Raw genomic sequence first — 17435 nt, 5'->3', positions numbered from 1 at the left:
GTTCCTTACAGGGTGCTGTATTTGTTCCGCAGGCGCTGGCGCACGATCTCGGCGATGGTGTTCACCGTGAAGGTGAGGGCGAACAGGACCAGCGCGGCCAGGAACAGGATGCGGTAATGGGTGCCGCCCACCGCGGTCTCGGGCATCTCCACCGCGATGTTCGCGGAGAGCGTGCGCATGCCCTCGAAGATGTTGAAGTTGACCACCGGCGAGTTGCCGGTCGCCATCAGCACGATCATGGTCTCGCCGACGGCGCGGCCGAAGCCGATCATCACCGCCGAGAAGATCCCCGGGCTGGCGGTCAGCAGCACCACGCGCACCACCGTCTGCCAGGGGGTGGCGCCCAGTGCGAGCGAGCCCTGGGTCAGGTGCTTGGGCACGTTGAATACCGCATCCTCGGAGATCGAGTAGATGGTCGGGATTACCGCGAAACCCATCGCGATGCCGATCACCAGGGCGTTACGCTGGTCGTAGGTGTAGCCGGCGTCGGTCAGCCACTGGCGGGCATCCCCGTTGAACATCCAGATTTCCAGATGCGGGCTGATGAACACCGCGAACCAGCCCACCAGCAGGATCACCGGGATCAGGATCGCGGCTTCCCAGCCTGCGGGGATCGCACGGCGTACGCCCTCCGGCAGGACCCGCGTCCAGACGAAGGCCATCACCAGCATGGCCAGCGGGAGCAGGATCAGGATGCTGGCTACCGCGGGCAGATTGGCCTCGATGAACGGGGCCAGCCACAGGCCCGCCAGAAAGCCCAGGATGACGGTCGGCAGGGCCTCCATCAGTTCGATGCTGGGCTTGGTCAGGCTGCGCATGCGGCTCGACATGAAATATGCGCTGTAGATCGCCCCCATGATGGCCAGCGGGGTGGCGAACAGCATGGCGTAGAAGGCGGCCTTGACCGTGCCGAGGGTCAGCGGCACCAGCGAGAACTTGGGTTCGAATTCGTCGGTGGCGGATGACGACTGCCACACGTAGTCGCCGCCGGAACGGCCCTCGTACCAGACCTTTTGCCACAGCACGTGGAAGGAGACTTCCGGGTGCGGGTTGGACAGGTCGTTCACGAACCAGGTCTCGGCATCGTCGATCGCGATCAGCATCCGATTGCGCGGGTCGATGTACGCGCGGTAGAGGGGACGGTCGCTGATCGTCTGCTGGAGCAGGGTGCGCTGCGAGGTCGGGTAATGGACCGCCAGGGCGCCGGAGGCGTCGGTGGTGGCGAACCCCTTGCGGATGTATTCCGGCTGGGTGTTGGTGACCGCATCGGCATGTTGCGGGAAGTCGCGGACGCGGGTGATGCGGTTCACGTTGTCCTCGTCGCGCACCAGCATGTACTGGGCGACCGAGCCATCCGAGCCCCCGACCACGACGGAGACCGTCCCCAGGATGTATTCCAGCGAGGTCACCTCGGCATCGTCCCCGCGCACCACGCGCTTGCTGTCGATGAGCCGGGCGTTGCGCGGGGTGCTGATGTCAAAGAAATGCAGCCGGCCCCGGTCGTCACCTACCATCAGGTTGCGCCCGGTGATGTCGACCAGGATGCGGGTCGGCGTCGCGCCCTCGGGCAGGGAGGGCAGGTCGTGGGCTGAACGGGTGACCTCGGTCTCGCCGGTCATCATCGAGGTGCGTTCCTCGAAGTTGACCAGCCGCAGGTCGCCGTCCTCGGTGGCTGCGGCCACCCGCACGCCGCTGGAGCCTCGCTGGATGCCGACCACGTCGATGGCCCGGCCCTCGGAGTCCACGTCCAGCAGCGCCGAATCCTCGTCCCCCAGGGGGTACACCAGGCCCGGATCGTATTCGCGACCCTGCGGCGTAAAGCGTTCGTTGTATTCGTATTCGATGGCCAGCACCTGGCCGTTGTCCAGGCCGGCCGCGACCAGGCGCGTGCGCGGTTCGGCCATGCTGAAACTGGTGACCCGTACGTCATCCGGGATCGGCAGCGGCTGTTCGCTTACCACCTCGCCGCTGTACGGGCGGAAGAAGACCGCCCGACGGTCTTCGGTCAGACGCACGGCCATTTCGCGATGCCGATTGACCGCCAGGTGGATGGTCCCCGTGTCGGCCCCGCCGGGCGCATCGTAGGCCGCGCGTTCCTCCAGCGAGGCGCCCTGGAACATCGGGAGGGTTTCGCTCAGGAGGTAGACGAACATCAGGGTCAGGGCGCCGATCACGGCCAGACCGAAGAATCCGATCAGGTAGCGGGCCGAGGTGTCCTTGGCGCGGCGCCAGCGCTGGAAGCGGTCGAGAGTGGTGTTCGCGATGGTGCCGGGCATTCGGTTCCCCTGAAATATCGACGGGCGCGTGACGGTCGTTGGCATGGATCCTAAGGGCGGGTTGTGACAGTCCGATGACACTGCGGTGACAGGCATTTGAACGCGCAGCGGCTCGAGGAGAGAGGCATAAACGAAAAAGGCCCGGACAGTGTCCGGGCCCTGATGCCTCCCCATTGCGGGAGGTGCACCGGTTATTCGAGGCCGAGGGCCTCGCGCTGGCGCTTGGCGACCGTCTCGGGCAGCGGGACGAAGCCGTCACGCACGACCACCTCCTGGCCTTCCTGCGACAGCACCATCTTCAGGAACTCCGCCTGGCGCGGGGCGAGGCCGTCTTCCGGGTGGTTGTTGACCGCGACGTAGAGGAAGCGCGACAGCGGGTAGTCGCCGGAAGCGGCGTTCTCGGCAGTCGGCTCGTACAGGGCATCCTCGCTCTCGCCGAGGGCGATGGCGCGGACACCGGAGGTGTTGTACCCGATACCGGAGTAGCCGATGCCGTTGAGGGACTCGGCGACACCCTGGACGACCGAGGCGGAACCCGGCTGTTCGTTCACGGCATTCTTGAAGTCACCGTCGCACAGGGCGTGCTGGCGGAAGTATCCGTAGGTGCCGGAGACCGCGTTACGCCCGTAGATGGTGATGTCGCGGTTGGCCCAGGAGCCTTCCAGACCGAGCTGGCCCCAGCGGTTGATGTCCTCGGCACCGCCGCAGCGGCGGGTGGACGAGAACACCGCGTCCACCTGTTCGATCGACATCCCCTCGATCGGATTGTCGCGGTTCACGAACACGGCGATGGAGTCGATGGCCACCGGCACCAGGGTCATCTCGTAGCCGTGGCGCTCCTCGAACGCGGCCTGCTCGCTGTCGCGCGGCTGGCGGGACATCGGGCCGAAGTCGGCGGTGCCCTCGGTCAGGGCGGGCGGGGCGGTGGAGGTGCCGGCGCCCTGGATCTGGATGTTCACGTTCGGGTAGAAGTCCTGGAACTCCTCGGCCCACAGTGCCATCAGGTTGTTCAGGGTGTCCGAGCCTTCGCTGGACAGGTTGCCGGAGATGCCGCTGACGGTCTGGTAGGCCGGCAGGTCCGGGTCAACATCGGCCATCGCCGGTGTGACGGCAAGGGCGGCGGCCGCGGCGGCGGCCAGAACGGTACGCTTGAACAGCATGGGTCACTCCCTCGTGCTTGCTTGACGGTGCGTCGGATCGGTGGGTCCTTGATGCCGGATTATCGGGAGCCATGCTTGCAGTTTGGTGACGGCAACGTGACAGAAGCATGACAGGGGGCTGTAACGGGATTGTCATCGGCGCTCCATACAGTGCACCCATGAAAGCTGATCGTCCCCTTCGCGTCTGGCCCCTGGCCGCCCGTGTCCTGGTTCGTCCGGGACCGGTGCTGCGCTCGCTCGCCGCTCACGGTCCGCTGCCTTCGTGGCAGGCCGTGTTCCTGCGTTTCTCTCTGCCCCTGGTGCTCACCAGCGTCATCCTCAGTCAATGGCTTTACGGGCTGATGCCACCCGCGCTGCCCCCGGAGTCCGTTCCGGATCCGGTGGGGTTCGGCGTCTACAGCGTGCTGGCCATGACGGTGGGGGTCGCGGGGCTGACCCTGTCGGCTCACTATCTCGTGGAGCTGTTCCAGGGGCCGGCGGGTCCCGAGCGGGCCGCCATGGCCGTGACCCTGGGGCTGGTCCCGGCATGGCTGGGCAACGTGGTCGCGGCGTTCCCCTGGCCCTGGGGCAACGGCCTCGCGCTGGCCCTGATCCTGTACAGCCTTGCGCTGCTGTATGTGGCTCTGCGTGAACTGCTGGGACTGAAACGCGGCAACCGGATCGGCCTGTGGGCGGCCACGCTGTTCTCCGGGGCGTTCATCACGCTGGTCTTTGGCTGGGCGTTGATGGACCTGATTCCCGGGGCCGCCCCGGAACTGCGTCTCGGCACGACCTGGTTGATCTGAATTCAATTTTCGCAGCGCCGCACCGTATGCGGCGGGAAATGGCAACTGAAGCGGCTGCCGACGCCGAGTTCGCTGTCGATCTGCAGCTGTCCCTGGTGGCGCAGCAGCACATGCTTGACGATGGCCAGACCCAGGCCGGTGCCGCCGCGATCCTGGCTGCGGGCATCGTCCACGCGGTAAAAACGCTCGGTCAGCCTCTCCAGATGGTGGCTGGCGATGCCGGGACCGTTGTCGTCCACGGCGAGGGTGGCGCCGCCGTCGTCGGTTGCGGACCAGCTCAGGGTGACCCGGGTGCCTGCCGGGGTGTACTTGATCGCATTGAACAGCAGGTTGGCGAAGGCCGATCGCAACTCGGTCTCGGTGCCGAGGATCTCCAGATCGGGCTCGGCATCCAGTGCGAGGTGGTGGCCGCGGTCGCCGGACAGCAGTTCGGCCTCGTCGATCAGGCTGCGCAGCATCTTGGTCGGGTTGAACCAGGTCTGCTCGCCCTGTTCCGAGCCGGTCTCCAGGCGCGAGAGCATCAGCAGGTCGTCCACCAGCAGTTTCATGCGCTCCGACTGTTCGCGCAGCAGGCGTACCGAGTCCATCAGTTCCGGCTGGTCGACCAGTTCGTCCTCGAGGGTTTCGGCCACGCCGTAGAGTACGGTCAGCGGGGTGCGCAGTTCATGGGACACGTTGGCGATGAAATCCCGGCGCATCACTTCCAGACGGTGCAGGTGCGTGGTGTCGCGCGCCAGCAGCAGGTACTGGTGCTCGCCGTAGGGCACCAGACGGATCTCCAGCCGCCGGTTCGCATCCAGCGGCGACGGCATGTTGAGGCTCTCCTGCGGCGGTGTGGCGGGGTCCATGAAACGCAGGAAATCCGGATGGCGCACCAGGTGGGTAATGCGGCGACCCTCGTCGGCCGGCCATTCCAGGTCCAGCAGGCGCGCGGCGGTGGGGTTCGCCCATTCGATCCGGTGCTCGGGGTTGAGTACCACCACCGCGTCGGGAAGGGCGCTGGCCGAGTCGCGGTAGCGTTCCAGCGTGCGCCGCAGACCGGCCACCCGGCGCAGTCGCCGCTGGCGGCGCTGGTGCAGGTTGGTGAAGATCTCGCCCCATATGCCGCGGGCATCCGGGGGCTCGCTGCGGCCGCCGCGACGGGCCCAGTTTTCCAGCCGGTAGAGCTGCAGGAGGTTCCAGCCCAGCGCGGCGGTCAGCAGGGCCGTCGCGGTGATCCACGGGTAGCCCAGGGCCCATCCGGTGCCGAGAATGATCAGGCCGGCGAGCAGGTTGCGGGCAATAACCCGTGGCCAGGGGTTGAAGGGGGGCTGCAAGGGGCGGGTCCGGTCAGGGCTGGTCGGAGAAACGGTAACCGGAGCCCCGCACCGTCTGCACCAGGTCGTCGTGTCCGGTTTCGGCCAGGGCCTTGCGCAGGCGACGGATGTGGACATCCACGGTGCGTTCCTCCACGTAGACGTTGGTGCCCCAGACCTTGTCCAGCAGCTGCTCGCGGGTGAACACCCGGTCGGGGTGGGTCATGAAGAAATGCAGCAGGTTGTATTCGGTGGGGCCAAGGCTGACCGGTTGCCCGTTGCCGCTGACCCGGTGCGAGACCGGATCGAGCGCCAGACCGCGGACCTCCACCGGCTCCTCCGAGCTGGTGGGCGTGGTGCGCCGGAGCACGGCCTTGATCCGCGCCACCAGCTCGCGCGGCGAAAACGGTTTGACGATGTAGTCATCGGCGCCGACGTCCAGCCCGCGGACGCGGTCTTCCTCCTCGCCGCGCGCGGTCAGCATGATCACCGGAATGTCCTTGGTGACGGGGCTGGCCTTGAGTTCCCGGGCCCAGTCGAGCCCGCTGATGTCCGGCAGCATCCAGTCCAGCAGGACCAGATCGGGCGGGTCCTGGAGCAGGTCGGTGCGCGCGCTGCGGACGTCGCCTGCCTCGCGCAGATCGTAGCCGGCCCGGTTGAGGGGCAGGCGGAGCATCTCGCGAATGGCGAGGTCATCCTCCACAAGCAGGATCGAAACAGCCATGTCGGCCTCCGGTTGCGTGATGACCGCATTGCATAACAGGCGTGTTACAGACGTGTGAACACGGCATCATGCGACGGGAATCCTGCTCGCCGTCATTGGCGCCCGTCCTCGCCGTGAGTGGCGGTGATGCGCGCGCGCATGCGGCGCAGGGCATACCACACCCCGCCGACCACCACCGGGACGGTGGCACCGATGGCGATGTTGACCGGGATCGGGAGCGTGCCGGCTTCGTCCATCCCGCGCAGGAAATAGGCCAGCAGGCTGGTCAGATAATAGGAGATCACCACCACCGACAGTCCTTCGACGGTCTCCTGCAGGCGCAGCTGCAGATGGGCGCGCCGGTTCATGGAGCGCAGCAGGTCGCGGTTCTGGTTTTCCACGGCGACGTCCACCCGGGTGCGCAGCATGGAGGTGGTCCGGTGAATCCGGGTCGCGAGGTTGTTGAGCCGTTCGTCCTGCGAGCGGCAGGTGCGCATGGCCGGGTCCAGACGGCGGCCGAGGTATTCGCACAGGGTCTGCAGACCCGGGATACGCACGGGGCGCAGTTCCTCGGCGCGCTTGTCCACCATGGAGGCATAGGCGCGTGCGGCGTGGAAGCGGGTCGCCGTGTGGCTGCCCATGCGCTCGACATCGGCGGCCAGATCGGACAGCGCGGCCAGCAGCCGCTGTTCGCGGTCGGTGCCGCCGAAGCGATCGGAGATGCCGGCCATCTCGTCGTTGATGTCGTTGAGGCGGCCCTCCAGTTCGTTGAGCTCGGGCATCAGCTCGCGGGCCAGCGGCAGGGCGAGCAGGGCCATGAGGCGATAGGTCTCCAGCTCGAGTACGCGCTGCACCAGGCGCCCGGCCTGACGGGGTGACAGATCCACGTCGCGGACCAGGAAACGCTCGAAGCCGTCCTCGCGTACCCGGAAATCGGTGAACACCCGGCCATCGCCTCCGGAGACCCCGTTGCCGGCGAACGAATAGGGCGCGAACAGCTCCCCCAGATCCCGCATGCTGCGCACCGGGGCCTCGCGCGGTTCCAGCTCCAGGTGGATGGCGGCAATGGTCTCCCCCGGCAGGCCGGTCAGCCAGTCGATGGGCACCCGATGAATGGCGGGATGGGTAAACGGTTCCTGCCGGGGTTCGTTCACAACGAAGAACGCCCAGGTGGAGAATTCGTTGTGGCGTTCCCAGCGCAGGCGGAACTCGCCCAGGTCCACGGCCACGAAGTTCTCGCCGTTCAGCGGGGGCTCGATTCCGTACCGCCGGCACAGGTCGGCCACACATTCGCGTTCCCGGTCGATGGCTTCGCGCGGGCTCAGCAGGGTCAGCCAGGAGACTCGTGCCGGCGGATCCAGGGGCTCGTAGAAACGGGTATGGACCTCTTCCTGGATGGACTCGCGCAGGGGGTGGTTGCCGGGCAGCAGCGGGTTGGTTTGCATGTCAGTAGCCGGGTGATGGTTCGGAGTCGGGATCGGGTCGGGGGGGACGTTCAGCTACCGCGTCCCCGTCGGCGCGGCCGCAGACTGTGCCACAGGACCACCGCCATATCGCGCGCGCCCAGGCGGGGGCGGGCGAAGGCATCGTTCTCCTGGCGCAGGCGCCAGAGCACGCGCGCGCCGCCATTGACGATGGCACGGATCTCGAGACCGAGCCGCCCGCGCAGGGTTCCGCCCAGCGGGGCGCCGGCACGCAGCAGGCGGTCGGCGCGGGCGTACTGGAACTGCATCAGGTTCTGCAGGGGCAGGGTGTTGAGCCGCTCGCGCAGCATCACCTCGGTCACCCCGTAGCGGGCCATCTCGTCCTGCGGCAGATAGATGCGGTCGTTCTCGCGGATGTCCTGGTGCAGGTCCTGGTAGAAGTTGATGAGTTGCAGGGCGGTGCAGATGGCATCCGACTGGCCCAGCATTGCGTCGTCGGGGTCGCCCTGCAGGTGCAGGATCAGCCGGCCGACGGGGTTGGCCGAACGCCGGCAGTATTCCATCACCTCGCCGATGTCCGCATAGCGGGTCTTTTCCAGGTCCTGGATGAACGCGTCCGCGAGGTCGACAAAGGGTTCAACGGGCAGGTCGAAGCGCTTCTTCGCATCCGCGAGCGCGATCCATTCGGGGGCGGTCTCCGCGGCCGGGTCGTCCAGCGCGCGGACGTGCTCCTGCATCGCCTGCAGATCGGCGCGGCGGGCCTCGACCGGGCGCGAATCCTCGTCGGCGAGGTCGTCGGCGTCGCGCGCATAGCAGTAGATCGCGGCCACCGGGTCGCGCAGCTTGCGTGGCAGCAGGCGCGAGGCGACGGGGAAGTTCTCGTAGTGCGACCGGGCACGCTGGCGGCAATGCCGATAGGCAGCGGCGATGTCGGGGCGGGCCATGTCAGCTCCAGTCGGGGATCTTGGTGCACCCATTATGCCGGTTTTGTCCTGTGTGGGAGGCCGGCCCTCCGGCCGATCGGACGGGCGGCGGGCGCTCGCCGGGGCTCGGCCCCTGCAAGGAGGGCTGTTTGCTCAGCCGGCAGCGCGGGTGAACGTCTCGCGCCAGCCCCAGAAGTCGCCGGGATGGTCCAGGACACCGTCGGCGCCCCAGCCGTCGGGATCCTGACCGGCATCGATATAGCCCCAGGCGGCGATGAGAGTGCTCATGCCGGCGGCACGGCCGGCGGCGATGTCGCGCTCGGCATCGCCCCAGTAGCAGTGGCGCGCGGGCTCGATCCCGGTCTGGCGGGCGGCCAGCCACATGGGGTCGGGGTCCGGCTTGCGCCGTGCGAGGCTGTCGCCGGAGACGATCGCGCTCATGCGCGGGGCGAGGCCCAGGGCCTCCAGCAGCGGTTCGGTCAGCCACGCGGGCTTGTTGGTGACCACGCCCCAGTGCCAGCCGCGCGCCTCGATCTCGTTCAGCAGGACATCCATGCCGGGGAACAGCCCGGTCGCGATGCACAGGTCGCGCGCATAGATCTCCAGATAGCGCTTCTTCAGAGCCTCGGTCCGGGCCTCCGGCGCGTCGGGGAAGGCCAGGGTGACCAGGGCATGCGAGCCGTGCGATACATGGTTGCGCACGGCATCGAAGGGCAGGGGCGCGCGGTCGTTCTCGGCCAGCAGCCGGTTGAGCGCGGCGTGCATGTCGGGTGCGGTGTCGAGGAGGGTCCCGTCCAGATCGAACAGGACCGCGCCCGGTTCGTGGCTCATGCGCGTGCGGCCATCAGGTAGTTGACGTCGGTGTTCGGGGTCAGGCGATAGCGTCCGGACAGCGGCGACCACGTGAGCCCGGTCATGTCCGCCACTTCCACCTGGTGCCGGCGCAGCTGCGCGGCCAGTTCCGACGGACGAATGAAACGGCCGTACTCGTGGGTACCGGCCGGCAGCAGGCGCATCACGTATTCGGCGCCCACGATGGCCTCGGCAAACGCGCGCGGCGTGCGGTTGATGGTGGAGAGGAAGATCCAGCCGCCGGGCCGGACCAGTCGGCACAGGGCGTCGATCACGTTCTCCGGGTCCGGCACGTGTTCCAGCATTTCCAGGCAGGTGACCACGTCGTATTCGCCCGGGTGTTTTTCCGCGTGCTCCTCGGCCGTTACGTGCAGATAACGCACGGAAACACCGCTGTCGTGGGCGTGCTCGCGAGCGACTTCCAGGTGTTCGGCTCCGGCATCGAGTCCGGTGACCTCGGCCCCGCGCACGGCCATCGCCTCGGACAGGATCCCGGCGCCGCAGCCGACGTCCAGCACCTTCTTGCCGGCGAGATCGGCGTGCCCGTCGATCCATTCCAGACGCAGCGGGTTGATCGCGTGCAGGGTGGCGAAGGCCCCGTTGGGGTCCCACCATTCGTGCGCGCGATCCGTGAATTTGTGGATCTCGGCCGGATCGACGTTGGAGTGCGTCTGGGTCATGGGCGGTTCAGCTCTCGCAGGCTTGCAGGGTCTCGGCCACGCGGCCCTGCCACCGAACGGCGCTGGCGTGGATGGCCTCAAGGTCCAGCGTAAGCAGTTCGCGGTCGGCGAGCAACGCCCGGCCGTCCACCCACACGTCGCGCACGGCCTCGCGGGTGGCGGCATAGACGATGCGTGCGTGCGGATCGTGTTCCGGCTGCAGCTCCGGGGAGGTCAGGTCGAGGCTGATCAGGTCGGCGCGCTTGCCCGTTTCCAGCGAGCCGATCTCGTGGTCCAGCCCCAGGGCGCGCGCGCTGCCCAGGGTCGCCATCTCCAGCACGCGCTCGGCCGGCAGCGCGGCCGCATCGCCGCTCACGCCCTTGGCCAGCAGGGCCGCGGTGCGCATCTCGCCGATCATGTCGAGGTCGTTGTTGGAGGCGGTCCCGTCGGTGCCCAGCGCGAGGTTGATCCCGGCCCGGTCCAGGCGTGCCACCGGGCAGAAGCCGGACGCCAGCTTGAGATTGGATTCCGGACAGTGCGTGATCGACACCGGCCGGTTCTCCAGCAGGGCCAGGTCTTCGTCGCTGACCTGGGTCATGTGCACCGCCATGAACGGCTGGTCCAGCAGGCCCAGGCGAGCGAGGCGGGCCAGCGGGCGTTCACCGCCGTTGCTCACCGCCTCCTCCACCTCGCCGGCGGTTTCGTGCACGTGGGTGTGCACCGGCACGCCCAGCTCCCGCGCGCGCTCGCCCACCCGCTGCATGCTCTCGTCACCGACGGTGTAGGGCGCGTGAGGAGCGACGGTGAAACGAATGCGGGGGTGATCGCCCCAGGTCTCCACCACCTCGCGGCCACGCTGGAAGTATTCGTCCGGGGTCTGCGCCCAGGGGGTGGGGAAGTCGAACACCGTCAGGCCCATCACCCCGCGGATGCCGCTGGCATCGACCGCGGCGGCGGCGTCCCCCACGAACAGATACATGTCGGAGAAGCAGGTGGTGCCGCCACGCAGCATCTCCGCGGCAGCCAGCCGGGTGCCTTCGTTGACGAATTCCGGCGAAAGCAGCCGGCCCTCCACCGGCCATACGTAGCGCTTCAGCCACTCCATCAGCGGCTGGTCGCTGCCGATGCCGCGCAACAGAGTCATCCCGGCGTGGGTGTGTGCGTTCACCAGCCCCGGCATCAGGGCGTGCCCCTCGCGATGTTCGTGGCGGGCCTCGGGATGCTCGGCGAGGGCCTGCTCGCGGGGCCTTACGGCCAGGATCGCACCGTCGCGAACGACTACCGCATGGTCTTCCAGGACGGCCCCCCGTGGAACCACGGGCAGCACCCAGGAGGCGCTCAGGATCAGCGTGGCTGCTTCGGACATCGGTACTCCGAGATGACGGTTTGAAGATCGGGTTTCGGAATCCGCGCATGGTAAGGAAACGTGGATCAATGTACACGTTCGCGGTCCGGCTGAGGGACCGCTCCGATACTCGGAAAGGATGGGGCCGGAACTGTGGAACATGCCCGCACCGAGCTGTATCCTTGCGGCCTTCAGAGATCGCCAAACCCGGGTGCAGTTGCCAATGATCGCAGCAGGAAGCTGGAAAACCGCGGTGCCTCTCGTGGTCGCCGTCGCCCTGTCGGGCTGCGGGTTTGCGCCGGGTGGTTTCATTCAGGAGCGCGCCGAGAGCGAACCACTGCACGACATGGTGGAAGTGAAGCCGATCACCCGCGGTCTGGTTCGTCAGGAGGCCGAGGATCCCGTCCAGCCGGATCTGGAACAGGCACGCGAGGAGCTCGAGGCGGATGACACGCGGTACGACTACCGGATCGGTCGCGGCGACGTGCTCAGCATCATCGTTTATGACCATCCCGAACTGACGATCCCGGCCGGTTCGGAACGCTCGGCGGCCGAATCCGGCAATACGGTGCATTCCGACGGGACCATCTTCTATCCGTTCGTCGGCCGTGTGGAGGTCGAGGGTCGAACGGTAGCCGAAGTGCGGGACATCCTCGCGGAAGAACTCGCCGCGGTCATCAATGATCCGCAGGTAGAAGTGCTGGTGGCGGATTACCGCTCGCAGCAGGTGCACGTGACCGGCGAGGTGCGCGAACCGGGGCGCCAGCCGGTGACCAACGTTCCGCTGACGGTGCTGGACGCGATCAATGATGCCGGTGGCCTGACCGAGGAGGCGAACTGGCACAACGTACGTCTGACACGCGATGGTGAAGAAGTGCCGCTGTCGATGTACGCGATGCTGAGCGAGGGCGATCTGTCCGAGAACCGCGTGCTCCGGGATGGCGACGTGCTGCACGTGCCGGACACCACAGACCAGAAGGCGTATGTGCTGGGCGAGGTGGGCGAACCGCGCAGTATCCCGATGGGACGCGGACGGATCTCGCTGACCGACGCACTTACCGATTCCGGTGGCTTCAACGAGGCGACGGCGGATGCCAGCGGCATCTTTGTGGTCCGTCAGGCGCCGCCGGACAGTGACCTGCTGGCGACGGTTTACCAGCTGGACGCCCGGGATGCCACGGCCCTGGTGCTGGGGACGGAGTTCGAGCTCGAACCCATGGATATCGTCTATGTGACGACGACACCCCTGGGGCGCTGGAACCGTGTGATCAATCAGTTGCTGCCGACTGTTAACGCTGTTTATCGTGCCTCCCAGGCGACGCGCGACGTGCGCGAGCTGCGCGACGACTTCTGACCGGGCAGGGTGGAACGGATGTTTGAACGGATCCTGGTGATATGTACGGGCAACATCTGTCGCAGTCCGGTGGCCGAGGCGATGCTGCGCCGGCATGCCCCGGAGCGCAGCATTGGCTCGGCCGGTCTGGGCGCGCTGGTCGGCGAGGGTGTCGCGCCGCAGGCCCGGGCACTGGCGGAGGCCGATGGCCTGGACGTGTCCGGTCACCAGGCCCGGCAACTGACCACCGGCATGCTCGAGCAATCGGATCTGGTGCTGGTGATGAGCGACGGGCAGCGCCAGGCAATCGGTCGCAACCACCCCCGTGCCCTGGGCAAGACCATGCGTTTCGGCCACTGGCTGGATGACGGTCGCGGGCGCGATATTCCCGATCCCTATGGCAAGAGCGACGAGGCATTTCGGCAAGTGCACGCGCTGCTGACCGAAGCCGCACAGAGCTGGGCGGAGCGACTGGGCTGATCTCCCGGCCGCGCCACGACAGGAACAGGTAACCCATGACGCAGACCCCCGCTTCCCCGCCGCCGGCGGATGACGAGATCGACCTTGGCCGGCTGCTCGGACTGCTGCTCGATCACAAGTGGTGGATCGTCGGCATTACGTTCCTGTTCATGCTGGGCGGTGGGGCGTATGCGACCCTCTCGACGCCGGTTTACCAGGCGGATGCGCTGGTCCAGGTGGAGGATACCGGCGGTGTCAGTGCGCCACTGAACGACATGCGGGAGATGCTGGGGCGCGAGCCGCGTGCATCGGCGGAGCTGGAGATCCTGCGTTCGCGCATGGTGCTGGGTCAGGCGGTGGATCGCGAGCGCCTGGACCTGATCGTGCGTCCGGTGCGCCTGCCGGTGATCGGAGATTTTCTGGTCCGCCAGGACTGGGACCGGAGCCGGGCCGCCATGTTGGGCGGAGTCGCCGAGCGCTATGCGTGGTCCGGAGAATCGCTGACGGTGGGCGACCTGCGGGTCACGCCCGCGATGGAGGGGGAAACCCTGACACTGCAGGTCACCGGCGAGGATCGGTTCCGCCTGGCCCACGACGATCGGGTCCTGGGAGAAGGCCGAACCGGGGAGGAGGCGAGCTTCCTCGACGGGCAGGTCATCCTGTTTGTGGAGGACATTTCGGCCGAGGCCGGGGCCCGCTTCGAACTCCAGCGCCGCGCTCGGCTGGCCGCGATACGCGATCTGCGCAACCGTTTCCAGGCCACGGAACAGGGCAATGAGAGTGGCGTCTTCAGCCTGACGTTCACCCACACCGATTCGGAACAGGCTCGCGGCGCCCTGAACGCGATCAGTGACATCTATCGCCGACAGAACGTCGAACGTCAGGCCGCGGAGGCGGAACAGAGCCTGGAGTTCCTGGAAGAGCAGGTGCCCCAGGTACGGGCACGGCTGCGGGAAGCGGAAGACGCCCTGAACGAGTATCAGGTGGAGCAGGAAAGCGTCGACATGTCCATGGAGACGCAGGCGGTCCTCGACCGGCTGGTGGACCTGGAGCGCCAGATCACCGAGCTGGAATTCGAGGAGGCGGAGATCTCCCGTCGGTACACGCAGAACCATCCGACCTACGTCACCCTGCTGGAAAAGCGCGAGCAACTGGAGAACGAGCGCCGGGAACTGCAGCAGGAGATCGGTGGGCTGCCGGAAACCCAGCAGCAGGTGCTCCGCCTGCAGCGCGATGTCGAAGTGAACCAGGAAGTCTATGTCCAGCTGCTCAATCGCATGCAGGAGATGGACATCACGCGAGCCAGCACGGTGGGGAATGTTCGCATCCTGGACGATGCCGCCGTTCTGCCGTCACCGGTGGAGCCACAGCGGGGGCTGATCGTGGCGCTGGCGACGGTCCTTGGCGGCATGCTTTCGGTGGCGCTGGTGCTGCTGCGCGGGATGCTCAACCGGGGCGTTGAATCACAGGAGCAGATCGAGGAACTGGATCTACCGGTCTATGCGACCGTACCGCTGTCGGACGTGCAGCAGAAACTCGTCAAGCGGCTGCGGCGGCGGCGTGATCTGAAAAGCGGGCGTCGACGCGGGGCCGCCGCGGAAAAAGGAATCGTGACGGGGGTGCTGGCCTCGTATTCCCCGACGGACGGGGCCATCGAGGCGCTGCGTGGGCTGCGCAGCAGCCTGCATTTCGCGATGCTCGAGGCGGCGGACAACCGGCTGGTAATCACCGGTCCGAGTCCGGGTGTCGGCAAGAGTTTCATCTCGGTGAACCTGGCGGCCGTGTGTGCGCAGGCAGGCCAGAAAGTCCTGGTGGTCGACGCCGACATGCGCAAGGGCCACGTCCACCATGCATTCGGCGAGGGCAGCGCGGGCGGGCTGTCCGATCTGTTGTCGGAGAAGCTGACGCCGGGAGAAGCCATCCGGGAGACCGATATCGAGGGGCTGGACTACATGGCCAGGGGCTCGGCACCCCCGAATCCCGCCGAGCTGCTGATGAACGAGCGTTTTACCCGGTTCCTCGATCAGGCGAGCGGGCAGTACGACCTGGTGCTGATCGATACGCCGCCGATCCTCGCGGTGACGGACGCCTCCGTGGTGGCGCGCCACTGCTCGACCACCCTGATGGTGGTGCGTTTCCAGCTCAACCCGCCGCGCGAGATCGAGGCGGCGCGGCGTCGTCTGGAGAGTGCGGGCGTGGAGACGCGGGGTGCGATCCTGAATTCCATGGAAGCCACCGCCAGTGCCAGTTACGGCTACGGCTACTACCACTACTCGTACAAGTAACGGAAGCCCCGGTTCACCCGGCGGGACGATATTCGGGAACGATCTCCCGCAGACATGCGCGGGTCGCCGCGGCGTCCATGGCCTGGTCGGCGCGTTCCAGAGCCTCCAGTGCCTCGCTCAGGGCATCCGCCGGTGCCCGGTCTTCGCGGGCCTGCATGATGCGGGGGTGGCGCGTGCTCTCCACGTTGTCGCCAATGAGCAGTTCTTCGTAGAGCTTTTCGCCCGGGCGCAGCCCGGTGAACTGGATGGCAATGCCGTCGGGCGGGTTGCCGCTGTCATCCCGGACCTGGCGGCCGTGCAGGCGGATCATGCGTCGGGCGAGATCCTGGATTCGTACGGGCTCGCCCATGTCCAGAACAAAGACCTCACCGCCGCCGGCCATGGTGCCGGCCTGGATCACCAGCTCGGCGGCCTCCGGGATGGACATGAAGTAGCGCGTGATCTCGGGGTGGGTCACCGTGACGGGGCCGCCCTCCCGGATCTGGCGATGGAACAGGGGCACTACGGAACCGGACGATCCGAGGACGTTGCCAAAGCGCACCATGGAGAACAGGGTAGCCGGGGCGCCGGCTGCCCGGTCCTGCAGGATCATTTCCGCCAGCCGCTTGCTCGCGCCCATGACATTGGTGGGGCGTACGGCCTTGTCGGTACTGATGAGGATGAATCGTTCCACGCCGGCCGCGATCGCGGCGTCGGCCAGCACCCGCGTGCCGAGGACATTGTTGCGCACTCCCTCGACGGCATTCTCCTCGACGATGGGTACGTGCTTGTAGGCGGCCGCATGGTAAAGGGTCTGGATTCGGTGCCGGTCGAGGACGGATTCCACCCGCCGGGGCAGGGTGACCGACCCCAGAACGGCATGGATCGGGCAGTCCACGCGGAGCTCGTCGCGCAGGGCCTGCATCTCCTGTTCGATACGGTAGAGCGCGAATTCGTTGCGTTCGAAAAGGACGAGTTCGGCCGGTCCCTGGCGGAGGATGCGCCGGCACAGCTCCGAGCCGATGGAACCCCCGGCACCGGTGACCATTACGCGGCGATCCACAATGCTGCATTGCAGCAGGTCCGGCTGAGGCGGGACCGGGTCGCGTCCCAGGAGATCCGCCACGTCGATATCCTCGAGCTGGTCCAGGCGTGCCTGGCCGGAGACGACGGCCTCCATGGAGGGTACCGACTGCACGTGCAGTGGATAGGGCTCGAGGCGCTCCAGGATGGCCTTGCGCGCCGAGCGCGAGGCCGAAGGAACGGCCAGCAGGATGCGCCGGATGCCGTACTGGTGCATCAGCGTGCCGATCATCCGCGGGGGGTGGACCCGAATGCCGTTGATCGCCTGGCCCTGCAGGGCGGGGTTGTCGTCGATGAAGGCGACGATGCGGAACTGCCCGGTGGTACCGAGGCCGGCCGCGAGCTGCATCCCGGCAGCACCGGCGCCATAGACCAGTACGGGTTCCGCGTGGCGGCGCAGTTCGTTCACGTTCTGGTACCAGCTGCGCACGAGAAAACGGCTGCCGCCCACGTAGATGAAGGCCAGGAGGGCGAAGGCCACCGGGACCAGGCGAGGGAAGTCGTCCAGCCGCCCAATCGCCGCGGCCGCCCAGAGGAATCCGGCGAGCAGGACGACCCCGGTGGCCACGGACCATACCGCGCGGGTGCCCATGAAACGAACCACGGCACGGTAGAGGCCCAGCCGGGCGAAGATGAACACACCGACCACCGGCAGCAGTGGAAACAGCCACCAGGCATTGATCAGGGCTTCGGGCAGGGGTTCGGCCAGCCGGAGGGCGAAGGCCGTCCACAGGGCGAGCGGGAGCATGACCACATCGGCCGCGACCATCAGCCAGCGCTTGGTTCGGCGCGGCAGGTTGACGAGGGAGCCCAGCCAGCGGGTGCGGTGGTCGCCCGTTTGATCCTTGGGGTTGCCCATTCTTCCCTGGTCCCG

The 17435-nt window shown here is 67.3% G+C and carries 14 protein-coding genes; 4 read left to right on the top strand and 10 right to left on the bottom strand.

The genetic code is table 11. The features are described 5' to 3' along the window. Positions 1–5: 5 nt before the first annotated feature. Both C998_RS0103950 and C998_RS0103945 read right to left on the bottom strand, forming a co-directional pair. Positions 6–2276: an ABC transporter permease subunit gene (locus C998_RS0103950; RefSeq protein ID WP_018869556.1), complete on the bottom strand. Its 2271-nt coding sequence runs from the start codon at positions 2274–2276 to the stop codon at positions 6–8. A 191-nt stretch (positions 2277–2467) separates the two neighbouring features. Continuing rightward, complete coding sequence (locus C998_RS0103945; protein ID WP_018869555.1) at positions 2468–3436, bottom strand: PstS family phosphate ABC transporter substrate-binding protein; 969 nt, start codon at positions 3434–3436, stop codon at positions 2468–2470. Positions 3437–3594: 158 nt separating this feature from the next. Between C998_RS0103945 and C998_RS0103940 the strand changes: the two genes are divergently transcribed. Then, positions 3595–4221 (top strand): YIP1 family protein, encoded by a 627-nt coding sequence (locus C998_RS0103940; RefSeq protein WP_018869554.1) that lies wholly within the window; start codon positions 3595–3597, stop codon positions 4219–4221. Positions 4222–4223: 2 nt separating this feature from the next. Here C998_RS0103940 and phoR read toward each other — a convergent pair whose 3' ends face one another. The 7 genes from phoR to C998_RS0103905 all read right to left on the bottom strand — a co-directional run bounded on the left by phoR (position 4224) and on the right by C998_RS0103905 (position 11443). Continuing rightward, positions 4224–5537 carry a phosphate regulon sensor histidine kinase PhoR gene (gene phoR, locus C998_RS0103935; protein WP_018869553.1) on the bottom strand — a complete coding sequence of 438 codons (1314 nt, stop codon included), beginning with the start codon at positions 5535–5537 and terminating at the stop codon, positions 4224–4226. Positions 5538–5550: 13 nt separating this feature from the next. Continuing rightward, a complete protein-coding gene (gene phoB / locus C998_RS0103930) occupies positions 5551–6240 on the bottom strand; it encodes a phosphate regulon transcriptional regulator PhoB (protein WP_018869552.1) in 690 nt (229 codons plus the stop codon). A 92-nt stretch (positions 6241–6332) separates the two neighbouring features. Next, on the bottom strand, positions 6333–7664 hold the full coding sequence (locus tag C998_RS0103925) for a DUF3422 family protein (RefSeq protein ID WP_018869551.1): 1332 nt from the start codon (positions 7662–7664) through the stop codon (positions 6333–6335). A 50-nt stretch (positions 7665–7714) separates the two neighbouring features. Next, on the bottom strand, positions 7715–8587 hold the full coding sequence (gene hpnC / locus C998_RS0103920) for a squalene synthase HpnC (protein ID WP_018869550.1): 873 nt from the start codon (positions 8585–8587) through the stop codon (positions 7715–7717). Positions 8588–8719: 132 nt separating this feature from the next. Next, positions 8720–9397, bottom strand: a complete 678-nt coding sequence (gene gph, locus C998_RS0103915) for a phosphoglycolate phosphatase (protein ID WP_018869549.1) — start codon at positions 9395–9397, stop codon at positions 8720–8722. Continuing rightward, positions 9394–10098 (bottom strand): bifunctional 2-polyprenyl-6-hydroxyphenol methylase/3-demethylubiquinol 3-O-methyltransferase UbiG, encoded by a 705-nt coding sequence (gene ubiG / locus C998_RS0103910; RefSeq protein ID WP_018869548.1) that lies wholly within the window; start codon positions 10096–10098, stop codon positions 9394–9396. The genes gph and ubiG overlap by 4 nt, the downstream gene beginning before the upstream one ends. 7 nt (positions 10099–10105) lie before the next feature. Further along, positions 10106–11443, bottom strand: a complete 1338-nt coding sequence (locus tag C998_RS0103905; RefSeq protein ID WP_018869547.1) for a TRZ/ATZ family hydrolase — start codon at positions 11441–11443, stop codon at positions 10106–10108. A gap of 202 nt (positions 11444–11645) precedes the next feature. Here C998_RS0103905 and C998_RS0103900 point away from each other — a divergent pair, with 202 nt between their 5' ends. From C998_RS0103900 to C998_RS0103890, 3 genes are read left to right on the top strand one after another with little or no spacing between them, the layout of a single operon-like run. Then, positions 11646–12776 (top strand): polysaccharide export protein, encoded by a 1131-nt coding sequence (locus C998_RS0103900; protein ID WP_024328925.1) that lies wholly within the window; start codon positions 11646–11648, stop codon positions 12774–12776. An 18-nt stretch (positions 12777–12794) separates the two neighbouring features. After that, on the top strand, positions 12795–13235 hold the full coding sequence (locus tag C998_RS0103895; RefSeq protein ID WP_018869545.1) for a low molecular weight protein-tyrosine-phosphatase: 441 nt from the start codon (positions 12795–12797) through the stop codon (positions 13233–13235). A 35-nt stretch (positions 13236–13270) separates the two neighbouring features. Continuing rightward, complete coding sequence (locus C998_RS0103890) at positions 13271–15499, top strand: polysaccharide biosynthesis tyrosine autokinase (RefSeq protein WP_018869544.1); 2229 nt, start codon at positions 13271–13273, stop codon at positions 15497–15499. Positions 15500–15512: 13 nt separating this feature from the next. Here C998_RS0103890 and C998_RS0103885 read toward each other — a convergent pair whose 3' ends face one another. Beyond that, positions 15513–17420 carry a nucleoside-diphosphate sugar epimerase/dehydratase gene (locus C998_RS0103885; protein ID WP_018869543.1) on the bottom strand — a complete coding sequence of 636 codons (1908 nt, stop codon included), beginning with the start codon at positions 17418–17420 and terminating at the stop codon, positions 15513–15515. Between the last annotated feature and the right edge of the window lie 15 nt (positions 17421–17435).

The organism is Thioalkalivibrio sp. ALgr3 (assembly GCF_000377325.1).
In the GTDB taxonomy this organism is placed as follows: Bacteria; Pseudomonadota; Gammaproteobacteria; order Ectothiorhodospirales; family Ectothiorhodospiraceae; genus Thioalkalivibrio.
This window is presented reverse-complemented; position numbering and strand designations above follow the sequence as displayed.